Raw genomic sequence first — 22,179 nt, forward strand, 5'->3', positions numbered from 1 at the left:
TATTTCTATAAATATTTGGCAATTCCTTCTTTTTTATTACAAAAAAATAACCGCCAAATAAATGGCGGTCTGCTGTACTTAATTTAAATTTTTCTGGCTAATCACCTTATTTCTGCCCTCATCTTTAGCTTGATAGAGGCAATCATCAACTCTTTTGATTAAACTCTCAATATCATCATTTTCTTTATAGGTTGCAACACCTAAGCTACTAGTTAAATTATCAACCTTAGTAAAATCATTACTAGCTATGGTCCTTCTTAATCGCTCAGCCAAATCAAGTGCCTCTTCACACTCTGTAGCAGGAGAAATTATTAAAAATTCTTCCCCGCCCCAGCGACCACAAATATCAACATCTCTAATATTATCTAATAACAGTTGGCTGAACTCTTTTAAAACCTCATCTCCTACATTATGACCGTACTGATCATTAACCAATTTAAAATGATCTATATCGAGCAAAACCAAAGAAAATATTTGCTCATAGCGCTGAGCCCGAGCACAGATTTTTTCTAACTCATCATCTAATTTCCTGCGGTTATATATTTTAGTTAAATCATCTTTAATAATTAACTCTTCTAATTTCTGATTAATCTCTTTAATTTCCTCATTCTTATCTTTTAGTTGTTGATTTTTCTTTTGAATTAATTTTTTATTTAAAAAATCTTTAACATACTTACGATAATTGAAGATCGAAACTAACCAAGCAAGTAATCCATTAGAAATAGCATCTGCTACATAATAACTGTGTTTTAAATTAGGTTTAAAGATAGGTACAAAATAAATCAAAGCTAAAATTGCTACTAAATAGAGCGCAAAACTCTGCTGATAATTATAATAAAAATAAACTGCCATGCCATACAACACAGCAATATAAATTGTAGGCAGCCGAAATACTTGCTGCGGAGAAAAAAGAATCCTCATAATAGCAATTGTTAATCCAGTTAGTCCAATACTTATTTCATAAATCTTATGCAATAACTTAATCTGCTCTGGTTTTTTGACTTGAAAGTAAGCACTGATTATTGCAAAAATAACCATTAACGAAGCAGAAATAAAGTACAGTTGCTCCACTATACTACCATTAGGCTGAATAAAATAACCATAGTAAGCTTGTTCAAAAACTAAAAAAACAGATAAAATTAAAATCCGCAGATTATTATCGCGAAATTTTTTAACTTTAAACTCACTTTTATCTTCATCTGGGACTTCGGGGGATATTTTTTTTATAAAATCAACCATTTTATGTACCACCCCTCCATTAAAATACTTATTGAGCTTAATGTCTTTTTTCTACATAAAAGTATTTTAACCTGCTTAAAATGACAAAAACTCAGTAAAATCAAAGTTTTGACTTTACTGAGTTAAAGTACTATTATCTATTTTTTATTTCTTTAGGTATATAAACGTTGATAATACTCTCTAATCATCCTAGCAGCAGAAAATGGTTGATAGGTATCTCTATGGCTAGTCTTCATCATTTTAATCCATTGTTCTTGCTCAGAGTAATACGTTGGTACTACTTCATTTAACAAGACATCATATAAATTTTTAGTATCATATTCATCTAATTTAGCTACTTTTTCTTTCGTGGAACCAGAAAAATCTGCTTCAGTCTTAGGATTAACTGCAATTGCCCATCCATTTTGACCATGACGACAGATTTCAGGCCACCAACCATCCAAAATACTGAGATTTAAAACACCATTCATTGCCGCTTTCATTCCCGAAGTACCACTTGCTTCTTTAGGCCGGCGGGGGTTATTGAGCCACAGATCGCAACCGCGGGTCAATAATTTAGCAATTTCGATATTATAGTCTTCTAAAAAGACAATACTTTCTGGATATTGTTCTACCATCTCTAAAATTTTAGCCACTGTTTGCTGACCAGCATCGTCTAAAGGATGAGCTTTGCCTGAAAATACAATCTGAATTGTACCTTCTTCTAAATACTGTTCAATAATCTTTAAATCACTAAAAATTAGATCGCTTCTTTTATAATCAGCTGCCCGACGAGCGAAGGCAATTAATAATTTCTCTTCATCTAATCGTGTCTCTGTCTCCTGTTCAATATAATCAAGCAATTCTAATTTCAGTTCTTGGTGAGTACCCCAAATTTGCTCATCACTACCTTCCGAAAAGCGATTGACCATTCTTTTATCAACCCAAGTCTTAGAGTGCACTCCATTAGTAATGCCAATAATCGGTGCCCTCTCTTCTACTTCTTCCCACATCTCTTGGGCAGTTTCTTTATGTAACTTAGAAACACCATTAGCTTTATTCGCTAAACGTAGAGCAGCAGTAGTTAAATTAAAAGGAGCTCCTCCTAATTCAACCATTTCTTCAATTGATAATCCCAAATTAGCACCCATATACTGCAATAAATGATGAGCATGTTTCTCATTACCCTCAGGCACTGGAGTATGAGTAGTAAAGACAATCTGCTCTTTAACTTCCTCCCACGCTGCAGCAAATTTAACTTTCTCCTTTTCATCAAGTTCTGTTTTGCTAGATTTAAGTTCTGACTTCTGGGCCTCATTAAACTCCACCTTTTTATCATCCATTTTATCTCTAATCAATTCTAAACCTGCAAATACAGCATGGCCTTCATTGAAATGATATAAATCTACTTCAATCCCTAATTTCTTAAGTGCTTTCACTCCTCCAACCCCCAGCACCATCTCTTGAGCAATCCGCTCTTCACTAAACCAACCATATAATTGCCCAGTAATCCACTGGTCATCAGCAAAATTCTTATCCAAATCTGTGTCCAAGAGATAAAGGTCTGCATTATCAAATTCTGTTACCTTCCATACTTTGCAGTACACAGGACGATTTCTAATCTTTACTTTAACCTCTACTCCTGTATCTTCTAAAAAATTATAGTCATAGTTATAATAAGCATTATACGGCTCTCCTTGGGCAGTGATTTTCTGTTTGTGATATCCTTGTTTCCACAACATTCCGATACCTACTAACGGATAATCTGCCTCTTGAGCAGCCTTTAAATGATCTCCTGCTAAAATACCTAAGCCCCCTGAATAAATATTAAATTTACTATCTAAACCATATTCCATACAAAAATACGCTACTTTAGGATCTTGCACTGCTTTCTTCTTTTTAGTCATAATTGCCCCCCTTAAATTTTCCTCTATTAGATATTATTAAGTTCTAATTACTATTTTATGAGTCATTTATTAAAATATATATGCTATATTTTTCCAATTATGAATAAAAAAATAGACCAAGGCTATTTAGCAGTAGACTGGGGGGAGCTGTGAGCTCTTGCTTTTGACTGGCTCACCGCTCACACCTCATGACTAATAGCTCTAATTATATATATCTTTTCATCAATTGATCCACTACATCATCCACATTCTCAGCACTAATATTTTTTTCTGCAATATAGTTTTTTACTCTCTCGCGCTTAAAAGAATCTCTTAAATCATTCATGCCCTGCATAATCCCCGTTCTTCTACCAAGCCTAAATATCATCTGCTCTTCTTCAGTGAGGTCCAGAAACCACTGTAGTGCATCAATCATTTTGGACTTATCGGCTGGTAATCCTCCCTCTACTTCAGGAATTAAGTTCAAGATATGGTCACTCTTCACGGTACTGCTAATTCCAGTTAGATTTTTAATCAATAACAATATTTCTTCAACCATCTGTTGGTCATTAGTTCTGCTAAAGACTCCCTGCTGATACTGCTGCTTAAGAGGAACATTATCTGTAACAACAAGAGTTCTAATTCTGATAAAATCAGGATTAATTTGATTTAAGGCTTTAGCAGTTTCCAAGGCATTTTCTTCAGAATATTCTACGCCACCTAAACCGGGCATAAAATATTCAGACAGTTCAATCTTAGTCTCTTTAATCTTTTGTCCGGCTGTAATATGCTGCTCTTGAGTGACCCCTTTATTGATTAAATCTAAGACCTGGTCACTACCGCTTTCGAGACCAATATGCAGTCTGGTTAGCCCTGCCTCTGCAATTCTTTGCAGCTCCTGAGCAGACATTAAAGCTATAGTATGTGATCTCGCATAAGAGGTTATCCTTTCTACTTCTGGAAAATTAGAGTTAAGATAGTTTAGTATCTCTACTAAATCATCTACATCCATAATTAAACTGTTAGCATCCTGTAAAAAAATAGTCTTCATTCCATTTTGGTACCAATTTAAAACCTCATGATAAGCCCGCTTACCATCAGTACCAAGGGTTTCTCTTAAATTAGCTAATAACTCCCGCCGGCTATAATTATTTTGGGCAGTAGTCTCTTTTAAAACTTCTACTCCTTCTTTAATCAAATCAATATCTTTTAGAATATGCGCTTTGGGTCTTAAACTAAATTCTTGACCTTTATATAAACCACAGAAGTTGCATTGATTCCAAGGACAATTTCTAGTTAATCTCAGTAGTAAACTATTTGCTTCACTGGGAGGTCTAATTGGGCCAATTTCAAAACCTTGATAACCTTCCTCACCTTGCTTCATTTTCACTAACACCTCGCTTTTATTTAATTATCTATTTAAGTATAAAAAAATAACCTTTTGCATTATTCTTTTAAATATTATGCCATACTTTCACCTGAATTTAAACTAAAAAAAGAACCAACCTCTGTGACGAAGTTGGCCCTTCTTTATTAGTGTTGTTTAGTTTTTTGCAAATTACTTACTTTCCTGCGAGTCTTAAAAAACAAGACTCTCCGTGTAGCCCAAAACGCTCTGCTTTGAGCTTAATAAGAGCGCAAGCTATATGCAGAGTTTTGAGCAAATTACTTACTTTCTTCTGGAGAATAAACTAACTCGTAGTAGTCTTTTAACATTCTATCAGCAGAGAACTTCTCAAATGTATCATTATGACTTTCAATCATCATGTCAATCCACTTATCTTGATTATCATAATAAGTTGGCACTACATCATTTAACATGACATCATATAGATTTTCAAGGTCATATTCATCTAGTTTTTCAATTCTTTCATCATAATCGCCTTCAAAATCATCAGCAGTCTTTGGATCAGTACCAATTGCCCAACCATTTTCTCCATGACGGCAAGCTTCTGGCCACCAACCATCAAGAATACTTACATTTAACACACCATTCATAGCAGCCTTCATTCCCGAAGTACCACTAGCTTCTTTTGGTCGACGAGGATTATTTAACCATACATCACAACCTCTAGTTAATAAAGCACCAATTTCCATGTCATAATCTCTTAAGAAAACAACACTTTCTGGATACTTTTCGGCCATTTCTAATAAATTAGCTACAATTTCTTTTCCTGTATCATCTAATGGATGTGCTTTACCTGCAAAGACAAGCTGAATTTTTCCACTATTTAAATACTCATCAATTACATCTGGATCACTAAAGATTAAGTCACTTCTTTTATATGGTGCAGCACGACGAGCAAATCCAACTAGTAATTTGTCATTATCTAATTCAACACCATTTCTCTCGGCAATAAAGTCAATTAATTCACCTTTAATTTCTTGGTGCTTAGACCAAATTTCCTCATGGTCGCCTTCTTCTAGAGCAGAAGTAATTCTCTCATCAGTCCATGTACCGCGATGTACTCCATTAGTAATACCTACAATTGGAGCAGCACCATCAACATGATCCCACATTTCATTAGCAGTCTGTTCGTGTAAGCTAGCTACAGAGTTTGCATTTCTAGCAAATCTTAGACCTGCTGCAGTCATACTAAATGGAGCATCACCAATAGCTACCATCTGTTCAATATTTAAGTGCTGATAAGCACCCATATATCTTAATAATTTATGAGAATGAACTTCATTACCTGCTTTAACTGGAGTATGTGTTGTAAAGACAACATCTTCTTGTACTTCCTCCATAGCATCCTCAAAAAACATATCTTCATCTTTCATTTTCTCTCTTAATAACTCTACACCAGCAAATACTGGATGACTATCATTAAAGTGATATACATCGGCTTCAATATCAAGCTTTCTTAGTGCTCTTACTCCACCAATACTTAGCACCATTTCTTGGGCAATTCTATGCTCATCAAATCCTCCATACAAACGGTCAGTAATCCAAGAATCAGCACCAAAATTTTCTTCTAAATCAGTATCTAACAAATACAAGTCAGCATTACCAAATTCGGTTACTTTCCACACCTTAGCAGTTACTTCTCTTTCTCTAATCTCAACAGTTACTTTAACACCAGTATCTTCTAGGAAGTCATAATTCATTTTTTCATTTGGATAAGCATTATAAGGTCGATAACCTTCTCTAAACACCTGCTCATTATATCCTTGCTTCCATAGGATACCGATTCCAACTAAGTCGCGGTCTTGATCAGCAGCAGTTTTCATATGATCCCCTGCTAAGACACCTAAACCACCTGAATAAATTTTAAAATCTGATTCTAACCCATACTCCATACAAAAATACGCTACCTTTGGTTCTCCTTTAGCCATCTTTAATTTCCTCCTTAATATCTCTAATTAATTTATTTTAGAGTGTATATATTGTTTACTAAGTTTACTACAACCTTAACAAAAAATAAAATAAGAACCCATGATTAACACCTCTAAGTTAACCAGGGTTCTTACTAAGCGAGTAACATTGCCCTCAAATTTTTATAGAAGACTCATTTATTTTTTTAATATTATGTTTGTAAGATTCTTATAACATATATTTTATCATAATTTTTCCAAATGTCAAAAGGAATTTTAAAATAATTTTAATTGTTCGAATTTTTTATCAACTAAATTAGAGACAGTAACCCCAATCAGCCTTACTTTCTTAGGCAAATCAATCTTTTCTAATAATCTATCAGCCAACTCATAAATTTCTTCTCCATTATCAATATAATGCTGAATTGTATTACTACGCGATAATACTTCAAAATCTTCATATTTCAATTTAAGAGTCACTGTCTTCCCCTTAACTTCCTTATTCTGTAATCTTTGCGCTACTTTTTGACTTAACTGCAGTAAATGTTCTTGTAGTAATGACCTCTTAGCAATATCTTGTTTGAAAGTAGTCTCATTCCCAATCGATTTAGGATCGCCTGGAATTGATACTTCACGAGGGTCTTGACCTTGGGCCAATTTATGCAGACGATACCCCTTTTTACCCAGCTCCCTAATCAAAAATAAGCGATCAGCTTGGGCTACATCAGCAATTCTTTCTAAACCTAATTCCTTTAACTCTTCTTCCGTCTTAGGACCGACCCCCCATAATTCACTCACATCCATTGGCCAAATCAATTCTTGAGCTTGAAAAGGAGATACTATCTTAAAGCCATCCGGCTTATTCAAATCCGAAGCTAATTTAGCTAAAAATTTGTTATAGCTAACCCCTACAGAAGCCACTAAATCCAATTCAACTTTAATTTGACGCTTAATTCGTTTAGCTATTTTGATGCTATTTTCTGCGTTAGTACTCACATCTAAATACGCCTCATCAAGGGATAAAGGTTCAATCAAGTCAGTATAACGCGCAAAAACAGCCCGAATTTTTTTAGAAACTTGCTTATAATAGTCATGACGCGGTCGCAGATAAATTCCATCTGGACAGAGCTGCTTAGCTTTCGCCATGGCCTGCGCTGAATGAATTCCATACTCCCGCGCTTCATAAGAAGCAGTACTCACCACTCCCCGTTTGCTCTGCCCTCCCACAATCACCGGCTGACCTCTATATTCAGGATGTTCCCGCTGCTCTACCGCAGCGTAAAAGGCATCCATATCTACATGTATAATATTTAATTCCATAATAATCACCTAATTGACTTGATTTACTTCTGCTACCTTCAGGAAAGACAACTAAGCATAATTTTCTTCTAAGTAATCAACTATATCTCTTGAATCATAAATTACTTTCTCTCCATCTTCTAACACTGGTACTTTCAACTGACCAGATAATTCTTTAATTGTATTACGCTTGGACTTATCACGCGGTACCTCTCTTGTCTCATAATCCAAATCTAATTCTTCTAACTTTCTTCTTACTTTTTTACAGAACGGACATGATTGAAATTGATGTAATAACATATGTTTTCCCCTCCCACAACATTATTATATCGAATTTAAAGAAAATTTAAAAATCCTCTTTGAACTTTAGATGAAATTGCGGGCTAGAATCAATATCATCTACCTCTAATCCGGCCTTTATCTCACCTAATTTTAGTTCAGTGTTCAGTCCTAATCCCATATCTACTTCTAAACCGCCGTGCCACAACTCTTCTCTTGTTGTTGTCTTAGAGATATTGACAAAAGCAACTCCTAAAATCTTTTCTAACACAAGGTACTCAAATTTGTGGGCACCTAATAATTTATTTTGATACTTAAAACTATTGGCTACAAAAACATCTCCCGCTTTTTCATCTTCTTGTCCTAACAGATTTAAATAATTATATCCTCCAACTTTAAAGCGATAAGCCCGAGGCGTCTCTTTAGTAGTAATCCCAGTTTTCAAATTGTAAATAAGTTGTTCATCACTCGACAATTCATTAATCAACTGCCAATCTAATTTTATTTTCTGAAAATTTTCTTGCTGCTCACTTACTGCAATTGCATAATCTGTAACTACTCTTAACTTACTCTTCTCATCTTTATCTTTTAAAATATTTTCCGCCCTTAAGACCGTATATCTATGGGAATCATTAGCTTCTCTATAATCATTTTCACTATATATAACACCAAAATTAAGCTTTACTTCTTCATTGATCAAATTATTAACTTGCAATTTAGTGGCATAGCCTGTAGTTTGATAATCATAATTTTCTCCATCTGCCTCTTCTTTTAATTCTGCGTATTCTAAAACATATTCTCGTTTTTCTTTGTTCATTCTCAACTTAGTATCCACCAAAAAATCAGAACTCCAATCAATATCAAAAGATAAATCAATATCTTCACCTAAGGACAGTGGTCTTTCTATTTCATTTTGAATTCTTTCGCCCATCTTCTGTAATCGTCGTGCTTCTTTAACTAGAATATTATTAGATAAAGTAGAATTAGACTCTTCAGCTCCAGCAATTGGAGTAGCAATTAGCAGCAAAAACAACAAGCAAAGCATTATTTTATATGATTTCATTCTCTCACCTCAACATTACGCATCTAAAATTAATTTATATTAATATGTAGTTCTTAATTATATAGTACTCTAGCCCAAAATTAAAACCAAAAAATAAAAAAGGGTAAGGATACTGTTCTTCACAGCATCCTTACCTAACTCTCTACTTTATTCTATTTGCTTTAAATAAATAAGCTCATATTAGATTGATCAGCAGAATTTAAGAATGTTGCCACGCCGCCAACTTCTACTCCATCAATCAATTCTTCTTTGCTAAATCCTAATAAATCCATTGTCATCTGACAAGCAACCAATCGCACTCCATTCTCCTGGGCTTGCTCGATTAATGTTTCTAAAGAATCAACACCTTTATTCTCCATTACCTTCCGGATCATCTTAGGACCCATGCCGAACATATTCATTGTAGATAAGGATAAGTTTTCACTACCTTGCGGCATCATCTTACCGAACATCTTATCCATAGCACTCTTTTCAACATCTATATCTTCTTTGTTCTTTCTTAAGACATTTAAGCCCCAGAAAGTGAAGAACAATGTTACATCTTTACCCATTGATGCTGCTCCATTAGCAATAATGAAGGAAGCGATAGCTTTGTCTAAATCACCACTAAAGACAACCATCGTCGTCCCGTTTTTCTCTTCAACTACTCTTCCAGTACCGCCAGCAGGCACTTCTTTGCTACCTTTCTGCAATTTAGCACTATATTCTGTACCATCTTTAGCAGTATCTAATAATGTATTACCAGTACTTTCACACCAAGACTTAATATCAGCAGTGAAACCTGGGTCAGTAGCAGTTACTTCTAAGATATCTCCATCTTCCATCTCCTGCATCTTTTGCGATACTTGCATAATTGGCCCTGGACACTGTAGACCACAGGCATCAAGTTCAAACTTTTCTCCTTCTTTAACCGTTCTTTCAATCTCATCTTGAGAATATTTACTCTCTTCAGGAGTAGTAATACTAGCTAATTTCTCGTGTTCTGGAGTTGTAGTATCATCGACAATTTCTTCTTTATCCTTCTTCACTTCATCGTATAATTTATATCCTCCAGCTAAGTTCTTAACATTCTCAAAACCATTCTGCATCAAGATTCTAGTAGCAATATATCCTCTTAAACCAACAGCACAATAAACTACAATCTCCTGCTCTTTATCTAATTCATCCAAGCGATCACGTAGTTCATTGAGCGGAATATTAACAGCACCTTCTATCTTACCTAACTGCACCTCTACTTCTTCTCGCACATCTAATAATAGAGTACTTGGCTTTAGGTCATCAACCTGATCCCAATTAACCATTTCTACTTTGCCATTAAGCATATTACCGGCGACAAAACCAGCCATATTAACTGGATCTTTAGCAGAACCAAATGGCGGTGCATAAGCTAAGTCTAATTCTTGTAGGTCAAAGACTGTCTTTTCAAACTCAATTGCTGTAGCAAAGACATCAACTCGTTTATCTACTCCATCATAACCTACAACCTGCGCTCCTAATAACTTACCCTCTTCCGGAGTAAAGAGAACCTTAATTGTCATTGGTACTGCCCCCGGGTAATAACCAGCGTGGTTCTTCTTATTAATATATGTTTTATCATACTCAATATCAGTATCCTGTAGTTGCTTTTCATTAACTCCCGTGGCACCTACTGCTAGGTCAAAAACTTTAGCAATTGCAGTTCCTTGACTACCTTTAAATTTCTCTGGTTCTCCAGTAATATTATTAGCAACAATTCGTCCCTGTTTATTAGCAGGTCCTGCTAATGGAATATGAGCTGCTTCACCAGTGACAGAATTAGTAACTTCAATAGCATCACCTAAAGCATAAATATTCTCATCAGAAGTTTGTAAATAGTGATTAACTTTAATTGCTCCCGTGTCACCAATTTCCAATCCTGCCTCTTCGGCAAGTTCAGTCATCGGCTTCACACCAGCAGACATAATCACAAGATCAGTCGTTAATTGCGTACCATCTTGTAATTCCACCTTTTTACGTCCTGAGACATCATCGAATCCAGCTACTGCATTATCTAAATAAAGATTAATCCCATTCATGCGGAGATGATTGTGTACTTGAGCAGCCATCTCACGGTCAATTGGCCCTAAGACCTGTGGTGCCATCTCCACTATAGAGACATCTAAACCACGGTCATGTAAGTTCTCCGCCATCTCAACCCCAATATAACCTGCTCCTACTACTACAGCACTCTTAGGTTCATTATTATCGACAAAACCTTTAATTTGGTCTGTATCCGGAATATTACGCAAAGTATAGATATTGTCACCATCAGCTCCTGGCACCGGTGGTAAGATCGGTTCTGCACCTGGAGATAAGACTAAATAATCATAGTCTTCTTCATATGTTTCACAGTTATCTAAATCTCTAACCTCAATCTTTTTATTCTCCCGATCAATTTCCGTTACCTTATTCTTAACCCGCACATCAATATCAAATCTCGCTTCCATTGCTTCCGGCGTCTGCACCAATAACTTTTCCCTATCTTCAATAACCTCACCAATGTGATACGGCAGACCACAATTAGCAAAAGAAATATGATCTCCTTTTTCAAAAACAACAATTTCAGCATCTTCATCCATTCTTCTTAAGCGTGCAGCTGTACTAGCGCCACCAGCTACCCCACCAACAATTAGAACTTTATTAGACATTAAAACTCCCCCTTGTTCTTTTTTTCATTTGATTAGCATATTTAAATAACCGGATATTTAATTTAAAAATTAAGACTCTATTAATTAAAATAAAGCCTCAATTATTTTTTTAGCGTCTTCATTAACTACATAATAATTCACTTCCACCCCGTTACGCTGTCCTTCCAAAATCCCTAAATTTCTTAACTTAGCCAAATGCTGCGATAACGTAGACTGTGGTATATCTAAAGAATCCTGCATTTTAGAAACATTACAACCTTCATCACTCATTAACCCTTTAACTATACATAAGCGAATTGGATGAGACAAGCCTTTGATTATATCTGCTTTGTTTTTTACATCCTCAAATTCTCTTGTGATATTCTCCACTTGAAATCCCTCCAGAATTTATTCAATACATTTATATATTACGATATATTGAAGTAGTTGTCAAGTAAAAAAAGTGGGCTTTGGCCCACTTTAGGTTTAAGCTATCAACCTTCATCTGAAGTTGAAAACAAGAAAAGTTAACTCTTTTGAAGTCCTTTTATTTCTTCTTTCGACAGTTTTGAATATTTCATTATTTTTTCTAACTCTTCTCCATCTTCTATCATTTCTTTTGCTATTTCTATATTTCTACCTCTTTCCCCTAATTTAACTCCTTCTTGTTTTGCTCCTTCTAAGTTAGTTAAATAATCATGAATTGCTTTTTGTCGTGCTTCATATTTCTGTCTTTCCTCTTTATCTTGACTCATAATCTCTAAATTTTCGGCAGCTTCTTTTAATTCTTCAACTTTTTCTTCAATCATTTTAACCACCTCGCTTTCCGGGTCTTTTAAAAATAATAACCACGGTATTAAATCATCATTTATCTTTTTAAGATCTTGATATTTTTCCTCGTTTAATTTAGTTAACTCAATAAAATGTATTTCTTCAATATCAGTTAACACCTGATTGTTTTCTTTTTCTTTTAATAAAAAACAATTATGATAATCTTCCATCGATTTTAAATAATTGAAATTTAAAATATTAATAGCAACTGTTTTTCTTAGTTGACTGTACTTTTCTCCCTTATTTAATTGAGAAGTATATAATTTGCTCCAATAATATAAGGTTCTTCTCTTCATATTATACTGATTTTTTAGCTGAATTTCCACATTTAACTTTCGACCATCATCAGCAGTTGCTTTAACATCTAATCTTGATAATTTGTCTTCTTCCCATTCTCTATTAATTTCCGCATTGTCAATCTTTACTTTTACTATTTCCTTTTTCGTTCCCTTGGTTCCTAAAACACTATTCAAAAATGAAATCAAAATATTAGGATGTTTCTCCGACCCAAATATTCTTTTAAAAACAAAATCAACTTTGGGATCTAAAAGTTTTTCTTTCACTTTAATTATCATTCCTTTTACAATTTTATTATATCTTAATAATAAAGATATTAAAAGCATCAGTATTATCTTATCCTAATATCTTGAAATTATAATTTTATATCAAAAAAATAAAAAAGTGGGCCAAAGCCCACTTCCCTTAGTTTTATTCAATTAAACCATATTGCTTAACTAGTAGATTAGCAAAGCGTCCAGCTACTTTTTTAAGCGCAGTATTCAATAATTTTTCATCTGAAACAATGATTTGAGCTTCATCTTCGAAATAACTCTGCTGATAAAGTTCTGTTTCCTCAAAACTTTTGCTAACTACTACTGCACCATCAGTTGCATCTATCAATTTAAATAGAACCTCTACATAGGCAGCCTTTTCAATTCGTATCTTTTCTACTTCTTCATCATCTTCTTTAGTCAATAGCTCTCGACTTTCATCACGGTCTATTTCTCCACTAATCACTTTACCTACTAGTAGATAATCTGTTTGAGCTGCTGTCCCTATTTCTTGAGCAGCAGTACTAGTTATTAAACCACTAGCTGCTAATTCCTGTGCTGTTAAAGTTGTACTTAATTTATCCCGTTCCACAATCTCTAAAAAATCAGGTTCTAACTCCAATAAATCAGAGACTAAAAATCCAGTAGTTCTCGTACCTAAATCATAACGGTAACTGTTATCTTCAAATTCAATCACAGCAACTCTTTTTAGCTTCTGCTGACGTAATTTATTATATGCTTCTTCTTTTTTTAAATTACTATCTAAATAAGATGCAGATTGTTCTACTTTCTTAAATTCTTGATAGGCTAGTTCCCAATTTTCTTCTTCTAAGTATTCTTTACCCTGCTGATAATGATATTGTTGATACTTTGTTTGAGCTGTAGTCAATAGTTGATTTGCTTTAACACTATCCTTAATCTTGCGAGCAGATTTAAAACTCTTAATTGCTAAAGCATAGTTTTCATTCTCTAAATACTCTTTTCCTTGGGCTAGATAATCATCATATTTCTGCTGCTGATGGCCGGTAAATAATTTATAACCACCCCAGGCACCTAAAACAACTAAGGCCCCCACTCCAATTGATTCACCACTACTAGCACAAACCTGTGACGGCAGAGGGCCAACATTATTAGCAGTCAAAGTAATCGCTACTATCATAACCAATAAAACTGTTGTTAATTTTAAACTAACACTCTTCATTTTCTCCCTACCTTTCTCAAATATTATTGACAATCAATATATCAGTGTCATGCACTACAAAATTATTATTTAGATGCAATACTCATAAATTCAAAAGATAGATTTGGCAATGCCAAATCTCTACAAATGTTTTTCACTGTTTTATTATTGTTTTTTCTCTTTACTGATCACTCTTCTTTACTCTTCACTCTTCACTATTCTTATTGCTTTTCCTATCTTCACTCTTTACTATTCTTCACTCATCACTTGTCACTGTTTTATCTTTACTATTCTTCACTCATCACTTGTCACTATTCTTATATTTCGTATTTTTGATAAATCACATCTGCAAAATCAGATACTGCTTCAGTTAATACTTCATCAAATAACTTATTCTCAGAGATCAAATCTGGGTCTCCACCTGATTCATAACTTTCACTATCAATAGCTGTCTTTTTAATTGTTCTACTAGTGACTACCTTAGCGTTTGAAACATCTAATAATTTAAAGATGATCTGAGTATATGCCTCTCGTTTTTTAGTATAAATCTTCTTATCTACATATTCACCCTCACTAGCATCATACTCTTCTTGATATTCACTGCTGATATCAGTATCTACATCTGCGCTGAGAATCTTAGCGACTACAATATAATCAACACCTAAAATATTACCTAGTTCTTGTGCTGTTGAAGCATCGACTAAACCACTGGCATCACTTAATTTCTGTTCACTGACAATAGAATTTAGCTGTTCGCGCTCGATAATTTCAATAAACTTAGGATTCTTTGCTAAGAGTTCTCCTGTAAATAATGATGCAACTTTGCTCCCTAAATTACCATAGCCATAAGTTGTATCTTCAAAGTCTAAAACTGCTAGACGCTTTAATTTCAGTTGCTTTAATTTTTGATAAACTTGCTCTGCTAGTTGATTAGTATCTAAATAATTGCCGTAGCGCTGTACTTTCTCAAATTCTTGATAGGCGGCTGTTAATTGTCCTTGTTCTTTATAATCAAGAGCCAATTGATAATGCTGCTGCTGATACTTTTCTTGCGCTTGCTGCAGTAATTCTTGTACTTCTTGGCTATTTTTTAATCTCTGAGCCTGCTTAAAATTACTAAGGGCTAGATTATAGTTTTGGCTCTCTAAATTGCTCTGTCCTTTGCCTATATAAGCTTGCTGTAAGAGACTGCGCACTTGCTTAGTATCCTTATTATCTCGCGCTGTTTCTAATTCTGTAACTGCTAGAGCATATTTCTGATCACTTAAGTACTGTTGCCCCTTTTCTAAATGTGTTTGATAGGCCTTCTTATCACGCAAACTATCGATTAATTTAGCAGTAAGACCAACTACTAATACTACTCCTAAAATCGTTAAAGTATCATTAGTAGAACCTGCATCATTTTGATTATTAGCCTGTAGCGATAATTCTTGTGCTTGAGCAAAATCGATGCCTAGACCAGTTACTATCACAAATACTAATATAATAATTGCTATTAATTTTTGATACTGTCGCAACAAAATCACTCCTTCAATTTTTCAAATAATTAGATTTATTTTTTCCAGGCTGGATCACTTACATTAATCTGGGGATTAACTAATATTTCTCTAGTAACTCCCTTAGTAGTTAAAAGTTTAATGTTTTGACTCTGCTGCTGACTGACATAAAGCCCCATCTGATTTTTTAGATCTCCTAAGGCGTAATCACTAATCTCTTCTTCTAAAGCAATCAATGCTTTTAAGCCACTACCATTATAATTAATCTGCTTTAAGGCTGAGCGACCGGCCTGATAATTAACAAATACAATTTTATCGCCCGCAGCTGACCAACTCGGTGCTCTGTCTTCGCCAGCACTTTTATGGAGCAGTACTTTAGCACCTGTATCTAAGTTCAGCAGATGTAGTTTCTTCTCTCCAGTAGTTGCTGCAATATAGGCTACTGCATTCTGCTTTGCAGAATAAACAGCTTGACCATCATAATAGTCATTATCAGTTAAGCGGCGTAAGTAACTACCATCAACAGTAGTAATATATAAATCATAATCTCCATCACGATTAGAAGCATAGAGAATTCTATTCTCATCTAACCAGACTGGATTTTCCTTAGCAGTAGCTGTAGAAGTTAACTGTTTTTGCTCTCCACCATCAGCTGCCATAGTATAAATATTAGTACTACCATCTCGGTCAGATAAGAACAACACTTCCTTACGGGCTGCAGACCAATCAGGAGCCCATTCATCACTTTGCTGAGTAGTTAAACGCTGTAGGCGTTGACCATAGATATCAGTGATATAGATATCACGCGAACCGCGTTGGTCACTGCTAAAGAAGAATTTAGTCTCTTGACGTCCTTCTAACTTAATAGTTAGATCTTTAGTTCCTGCCTGCAAAGCAATTTCTTGGGCATAAGTTCGATAAGCTGGGGCAGAAACTTTAAGCATCTTCTCTTTACTCAACACCGGAATTTTTTGCAGCGCAAAATAGCCATTAGCATCAGTTTCTACCATCTGATTGCCTAGTTCTACTTGAATTCCTGCTAAAGGATGACCACTGAATCTATCGAGTACCTGCCCACTTAAGTTCATATACTTTCGTTCTAACTCAATCGTTAGTGATTGATCACCTTCTCTTAGAGCCACTGTCTGCTGATAGTCTTTATAGCCAGGGGCAGAAATATTAATCATCCGCTTCTTTTTAGCTACATTGTCTACAACAGGAATTTCTTTGAGCACAAAATATCCTTGTTGATTAGTTTTAACAGTTTGATTAGCAACTTCTACTTTAACTCCCGCTATACTTTGACCCGTTTTGTGATCGACTACTTGGCCCCGGAGAGTCATCGTTTTTTGTCCACAACCGGTTACGACTAAGATTAACAGAAGCAAAACTATAAGTATTTCTTTCTTCATTCCAGTGCCCCCTTTTTAGTTTAGAACAATAATTACTTTAGATTGATTAAAGATATTATTGCTTCGTCCGACCTGCAGCATTTTTTTCGCCTGAGCAGTTGCTACTACTAGATCAGATTTAGTACTGCCTCTCACATCTTGGGCTTTAATTACTAATGGATTCTGGCCGACGCGAGGATTGGCCCGGGCAGCATTTAAACTACGTTCATAGCCTACAATCCCACTAGTGATTACTTCTTGAGTATTTAAAGTACTAATCCCATAGATTAATTTACCTTGAGCACTATAGATATTAGGTGCAATAGCAGGCTCTACATCAACATTAATTGTATTAATAATAATCCCTGTATAGTCTTTCTCCTGCTGAGATGTACTAGCTGTCTGAACTTGATTATTATTTAACTGCAATTGCTCACTATTGTTATTTTCAGCTTCTTCTTTTAACTTAGGCAAAATCGCCTTAATCACTCCATCTCGACCATAAAACTTAACTTCCATAATCACTAAATAAGTCCCCTTAGCAGGTTGTTTTTCTTCAACGATACGAGCACCGCGGAGGGTAGCATTTAGCTTCTTTTTGATCACATCTGATTCTACTTGGGCATTCTTGATTGTCTGAGTGGCAGTCAAATTAACACCTTTAATCTCTTCTAATAGATGACGTTGGGCCATCGTAATTGCAGCTTCTCGAGCCAGGATCTTAGCTTGGGCTTTATTTTGAATCTCATCACCAACTACTCCATAGCCCTTGGCCCGTACTACAGACTTTTGCCAATCAGTTCTTGCATCTTGACGACTATTAAAGAGCGAAGCTTCGGCTTGAACAACTCCTACTCCAATTACTATAATCATTAATCCTAAACTAAAACAGAACAATCTAAGGTTGAAATTTTTCATCATTTTACCTCCCTCAAGAATTACTGAATTCTCAATACTAGTTTGGCTGATGACAGATTATTAATTTCAAACTCAAAACCTAAGTTCTTTTCTAATTCTAGGGCTACATCTAAAACTTTAGTCCTTTGTTTTAATTCTATATCAAAAGTACCTAAATTATTATTATATCCTCTCAGATAGACTCGTTTAATACTTCGCATAGTATTTAATACACTTTCTAATTCTTTTAGTTCTGCTAAGGATTGTAGATTGTTAACCTTCACAGTAACAGTCTTCTCCGCTTGGATTAATTCTTTGCTCAAATCATCAATTAGCTCTTGGCCCAGGTCATTAGCAGCTTTAGTCAAAGCCTTACGAGCAGCACTTTCCTTATTGGCTCCTGCTCCACTCGCTTCTGCATTAGCAGTAGTAATCACCTCGGCTGTAGTAATATTAATCACTTTTACATTAATATTACTGCTATAACTCTCTAAGCTGCTTAAATTATCGCCATACACATCGGAAAGGTCAACATGACTGGCTCTGGCATCACCAAGAACTACTAAATCAGCTTGTAATTGACTACCCAACTTAGCAGCCAAGCAATAATTACCAGCAATCATTGCTTGGCGTTGTTCACTATCAACCACTTTCTTTATCTGTTCTTGGTCTAAAACCCGATAACCTGATGCAATGAACTCTTCCATTAATTTATTGTTTACTACCTGTGGTGAAAGATTGACATAATAGCCTTCTTTCATTTGTTCGATTAAAATCATGACTCGGGGATTGCCCTGCTGTTTAATATTTAACTCCAGGGCTTCTAAATCATTAATTACATCTCCCGTACCTACTGCCACTCTTAATTGGACTTGATAGTTATTATCTACTACATTTTCTTTTAAAATTTGATAGTCTTTAACATAGCCGCGGCTATCCTTCAAAATCCGGTCACTAATCAATTGACCATTCTCGACTTTAGTAGTCGCATCAATATAAGTCCCTACTACTTGTTCTACAGCCCGACGCAGCCCGCGATTAACTGCTTTTTCTTTAGCTACTGCTAGACTGCTATCCTCCAGAGAGGCTAGCCCTTGTACTACCACTGTTTTAGTATCTGCTGCAGTAGTAATGCTCGATAGACTAAAAAGTAATAATAAAATAAATAGAATAATTCCTCTCCGATAATACCCCTTCATATCTAACCCTCCATCCTGCTACATAATCTATTGCAAAGCTAAACAAAATTTCATGAATTACCTAATTTTATAATTCTATTCAGCCCGCCAAATACCTCCTTTTAATTTTAAATATAATAGGCTCCTAACTAAAGATAATTTCAGCTAGGAGCCTAATTAATAATTATGAATTTAGTTTAAAATTCAATCTTAGTTGTTAAAGAGAACTTACCACCTTTAGCTTGATTAAACATTCCTAGTAAGTTAGAGACTCCCAAATCAGTCTTGACTGGCCCTAAATAAAGTCCTAGGCCGGCTGACCACTTAAATTCTTTAGCTAAAGTTGAATAACTAATTCCTGTTCTTAATGGTAGCCAATTTAATCTAGTATATTCAGTTGCAGCAGCCACTTTATGTTCCATTTGGCCGCCGTTATAACTTACATTAGAATAATCAGCATAAAAGTCAACATGTTCACTATAATTCATCTTTCCACCTAATCTAATTGTTGTCGGTAAATCCCACTTCAAAGTTCCGTCTCTATCGCCTTCTTCGTCTTCATCTAAATCTTCTTCAGTATCATAAACATACTTTTGATAATGATAACCCTTAACTTCCATAGAACCTAAATTCAGCACACTTAAGCCCACACTATAGGTATCATTTAATTGAGCATAGAGGCCTAAGTCCAAGGCTGAACCTGTTGCATTATCATCTTCATTATATTTTAGCTCAAATTCTCCATTACCTCTAGCATCAGGCTCATTATTAACATCATCATATTCAATTGTAGTCTCTCCACTACCTTCTAGTTGATAGATCACACCTGCTAATTGATGATAGCTAAAGCCCATATATACTTTCTTAACGCCCCAATCTTCAGCAACACCCTTAGCTGCTTCAGTAGAGAAGTTAAGACCAGCATCAGCATAGGCAGCACCTGAACCTTTAGTGCCTGCAAAGTCATAAGTCTCGCCAATTTCATTACCGTCTAATAACAATTCTGCAGCATCAGGAGGTAGACTAATAATAGCTGATTCTCTACCTTCAGCAATTAAAGTTACCGGTCCGACTAGTACTTTTAATCCTTGATTACCGTTGAAACCACCTAATAGATCATCACCATCTAAAATATCATCTTTATCTGAATCACTGATATAATCATTCATCAGTAGATTATTCCAAGCTTGTCCACCACCCGAAAACTCAAAAGTAAATTTATGCGGAGCTACATTAACTGCAGCTGGATTCCCATAAATAGCATCTGTTCCAGTTATAGCTACAAATTCATCACCAAGTCCTACCGTACGTGCTGAAAATGCTGCCGCACTTGTGGCACTAAAAGCTGCTACAAATAGAAAGAGCAACGAAATAATTAATAATTTATCTTTCATCAGCAATCACCTGCTTATACAAAACCTATGCAAAACTATACATAGACCACAATCATACAGGATTAGATTGTGTTAGGTATAATCGCTTGATTATAATCTTCCTTACTGCCCTTAATATTTACAATATCAAGGTACTAGAAAAATACAGGTGTTACCCGTCCCTAAGTTTTACATTCTAGGCAAAGTCCTTTCTCTATGTGATGCTTTGCCCTATCTAAACTATTGGAAAATTGATTCTTTTTATCAGGTCATAATTATTAAGCGATTTCCAACAATCTTTTCCTGTATCTGGAATATGCATAGTCTTTGCTATAAGCAGGATTTTCACCACCTTCCTTTTTGATATTTTTAATCAAAGTTTTAATTATATAATCAATCTTCCCCCATTTAGACCATTGGGGACTAGAAATGAATTTCGTGAATTTAAATCTGTTTAAATGACTACTCATAACTTGGGTTAATTGTTTTGGAATTCGTTCATTAAAACCTAAAACCCTTCTGCCAATTACTAATGCAGCAGAATTATGAATACTTATCCCAAACTGATGCTGGTATTTGTATTCACCAATGATGCTAGTGAAGGCAGGATTCACTTTAATAACTTCTATTCCTTCACGCTTACATCTTCTCTCTAAAAAAGTCAACAACTTTCTATATACAAATTGATGCGAAATCCTCTCAAATTTCTTATTTCCATACCTGTTGCGTTTGAATTCCAAATCTTCAATTGCTACTGAATATCCTTTACCTTTAATAAATTCAACTACTTCTTTTGCTAGTTCACCACAAAGATTAGTACGCCTATTACCTTTAGCAGAAGTTAATTCAGGATTGGTTATACATTTATGCCATTTATAATTACCTTCTTGGTCAAGACAAGTTAAAGCAAAACCATCTGGGTTAGTGTCTATTCCTATAATTCCTACTTGTTCAGGATTAGCAGATTTAATTTCTGGCGTTTTCTCTTCAATAGTAATATGAGCGTAGTATTGATTATCTTTATTAATAACTTCTACATAATACGGTTTCTCTTTGCTAACAACATCTAGAACCATACTTTTATAATCTCTCCCGTTAACCTCTCCCTCTAAATTCTCTTTTTGCGGTAAATAAAGAGGAACTTTAATATACTCATATCTACTGTTATTTTTCTTGATACTAGTATTAATCCTTAAAAAGATGTTATCATCTTTATCTAAAACAATACGCGTATTGAGATTACCTTTTTTAGTCTTCTCTCCGCGAGAACAGAATTTATTGTTACGAAGTTTTTTCCATTCTTGATTGGAGATCTTCCCTTCACACCTAGCTTTATAATTTTCTTTCCCACCAAAAATAACTTTAGGAATAGTACCTTCATCTAAATGTTTTTGATATTCTTCTAACTTACGCTGATATTTATCTAACTTTGTTTTTAAAGCATGGATTTTTTGTTTAGATTTTGCTCTTTTTAATTCCTGCTTAACCTGTTTAACCTTAGATTTATAATTACTGTGATATTCTTTTACTAATTCCTTTTGCGAAGATATAATGCTATCTGCTTTCATAACTGCATC

The 22,179-nt window shown here is 34.9% G+C and carries 17 protein-coding genes; all 17 read right to left on the reverse strand.

Going from position 1 to position 22,179, the window contains the following annotated elements:
* Positions 1-78: 78 nt before the first annotated feature.
* Positions 79-1,239 carry a GGDEF domain-containing protein gene (locus tag JOC47_RS11745; RefSeq protein WP_204702271.1) on the reverse strand — a complete coding sequence of 387 codons (1,161 nt, stop codon included), beginning with the start codon at positions 1,237-1,239 and terminating at the stop codon, positions 79-81.
* A 152-nt stretch (positions 1,240-1,391) separates the two neighbouring features.
* Positions 1,392-3,125: an alpha-glucan family phosphorylase gene (gene glgP, locus JOC47_RS11750; protein WP_204702272.1), complete on the reverse strand. Its 1,734-nt coding sequence runs from the start codon at positions 3,123-3,125 to the stop codon at positions 1,392-1,394.
* Positions 3,126-3,330: 205 nt separating this feature from the next.
* Positions 3,331-4,488 carry a radical SAM protein gene (locus JOC47_RS11755; protein ID WP_204702273.1) on the reverse strand — a complete coding sequence of 386 codons (1,158 nt, stop codon included), beginning with the start codon at positions 4,486-4,488 and terminating at the stop codon, positions 3,331-3,333.
* Between the two features lie 281 nt (positions 4,489-4,769).
* Complete coding sequence (glgP, locus tag JOC47_RS11760; protein ID WP_204702274.1) at positions 4,770-6,440, reverse strand: alpha-glucan family phosphorylase; 1,671 nt, start codon at positions 6,438-6,440, stop codon at positions 4,770-4,772.
* A gap of 255 nt (positions 6,441-6,695) precedes the next feature.
* Positions 6,696-7,739, reverse strand: coding sequence for a DNA polymerase IV (locus JOC47_RS11765; RefSeq protein WP_204702275.1), 1,044 nt, complete (start codon positions 7,737-7,739; stop codon positions 6,696-6,698).
* Positions 7,740-7,790: 51 nt separating this feature from the next.
* Entirely contained in the window at positions 7,791-8,018 is a 228-nt protein-coding gene (locus JOC47_RS11770) for a glutathione S-transferase N-terminal domain-containing protein (protein WP_204702276.1), read from the reverse strand.
* Positions 8,019-8,064: 46 nt separating this feature from the next.
* Positions 8,065-9,060, reverse strand: coding sequence for a hypothetical protein (locus tag JOC47_RS11775; protein ID WP_204702277.1), 996 nt, complete (start codon positions 9,058-9,060; stop codon positions 8,065-8,067).
* A gap of 161 nt (positions 9,061-9,221) precedes the next feature.
* Positions 9,222-11,726 (reverse strand): CoA-disulfide reductase, encoded by a 2,505-nt coding sequence (locus JOC47_RS11780; RefSeq protein ID WP_204702278.1) that lies wholly within the window; start codon positions 11,724-11,726, stop codon positions 9,222-9,224.
* A gap of 84 nt (positions 11,727-11,810) precedes the next feature.
* A complete protein-coding gene (locus JOC47_RS11785) occupies positions 11,811-12,095 on the reverse strand; it encodes a metalloregulator ArsR/SmtB family transcription factor (protein ID WP_204702279.1) in 285 nt (94 codons plus the stop codon).
* Positions 12,096-12,232: 137 nt separating this feature from the next.
* Positions 12,233-13,099 carry an Rpn family recombination-promoting nuclease/putative transposase gene (locus tag JOC47_RS11790; protein WP_204702280.1) on the reverse strand — a complete coding sequence of 289 codons (867 nt, stop codon included), beginning with the start codon at positions 13,097-13,099 and terminating at the stop codon, positions 12,233-12,235.
* A gap of 145 nt (positions 13,100-13,244) precedes the next feature.
* Positions 13,245-14,288 carry a CsgG/HfaB family protein gene (locus JOC47_RS11795; protein WP_204702281.1) on the reverse strand — a complete coding sequence of 348 codons (1,044 nt, stop codon included), beginning with the start codon at positions 14,286-14,288 and terminating at the stop codon, positions 13,245-13,247.
* A 296-nt stretch (positions 14,289-14,584) separates the two neighbouring features.
* Positions 14,585-15,784, reverse strand: a complete 1,200-nt coding sequence (locus JOC47_RS11800; RefSeq protein WP_204702282.1) for a CsgG/HfaB family protein — start codon at positions 15,782-15,784, stop codon at positions 14,585-14,587.
* Between the two features lie 35 nt (positions 15,785-15,819).
* Entirely contained in the window at positions 15,820-17,175 is a 1,356-nt protein-coding gene (locus JOC47_RS11805) for a carboxypeptidase regulatory-like domain-containing protein (protein ID WP_204702283.1), read from the reverse strand.
* 15 nt (positions 17,176-17,190) lie between these two features.
* Complete coding sequence (locus JOC47_RS11810) at positions 17,191-18,072, reverse strand: LPP20 family lipoprotein (RefSeq protein ID WP_239551166.1); 882 nt, start codon at positions 18,070-18,072, stop codon at positions 17,191-17,193.
* 20 nt (positions 18,073-18,092) lie between these two features.
* Positions 18,093-19,250 carry a hypothetical protein gene (locus JOC47_RS11815; protein WP_204702285.1) on the reverse strand — a complete coding sequence of 386 codons (1,158 nt, stop codon included), beginning with the start codon at positions 19,248-19,250 and terminating at the stop codon, positions 18,093-18,095.
* Between the two features lie 176 nt (positions 19,251-19,426).
* Positions 19,427-20,623: a DUF5723 family protein gene (locus tag JOC47_RS11820; RefSeq protein ID WP_204702286.1), complete on the reverse strand. Its 1,197-nt coding sequence runs from the start codon at positions 20,621-20,623 to the stop codon at positions 19,427-19,429.
* 257 nt (positions 20,624-20,880) lie between these two features.
* On the reverse strand, positions 20,881-22,179 hold a 1,299-nt coding region (locus JOC47_RS11825; protein WP_204702287.1), incomplete at its 5' end, for an IS200/IS605 family accessory protein TnpB-related protein.

Source organism: Halanaerobacter jeridensis, assembly GCF_016908315.1.
Classification (GTDB): Bacteria; Bacillota; Halanaerobiia; order Halobacteroidales; family Halobacteroidaceae; genus Halanaerobacter; species Halanaerobacter jeridensis.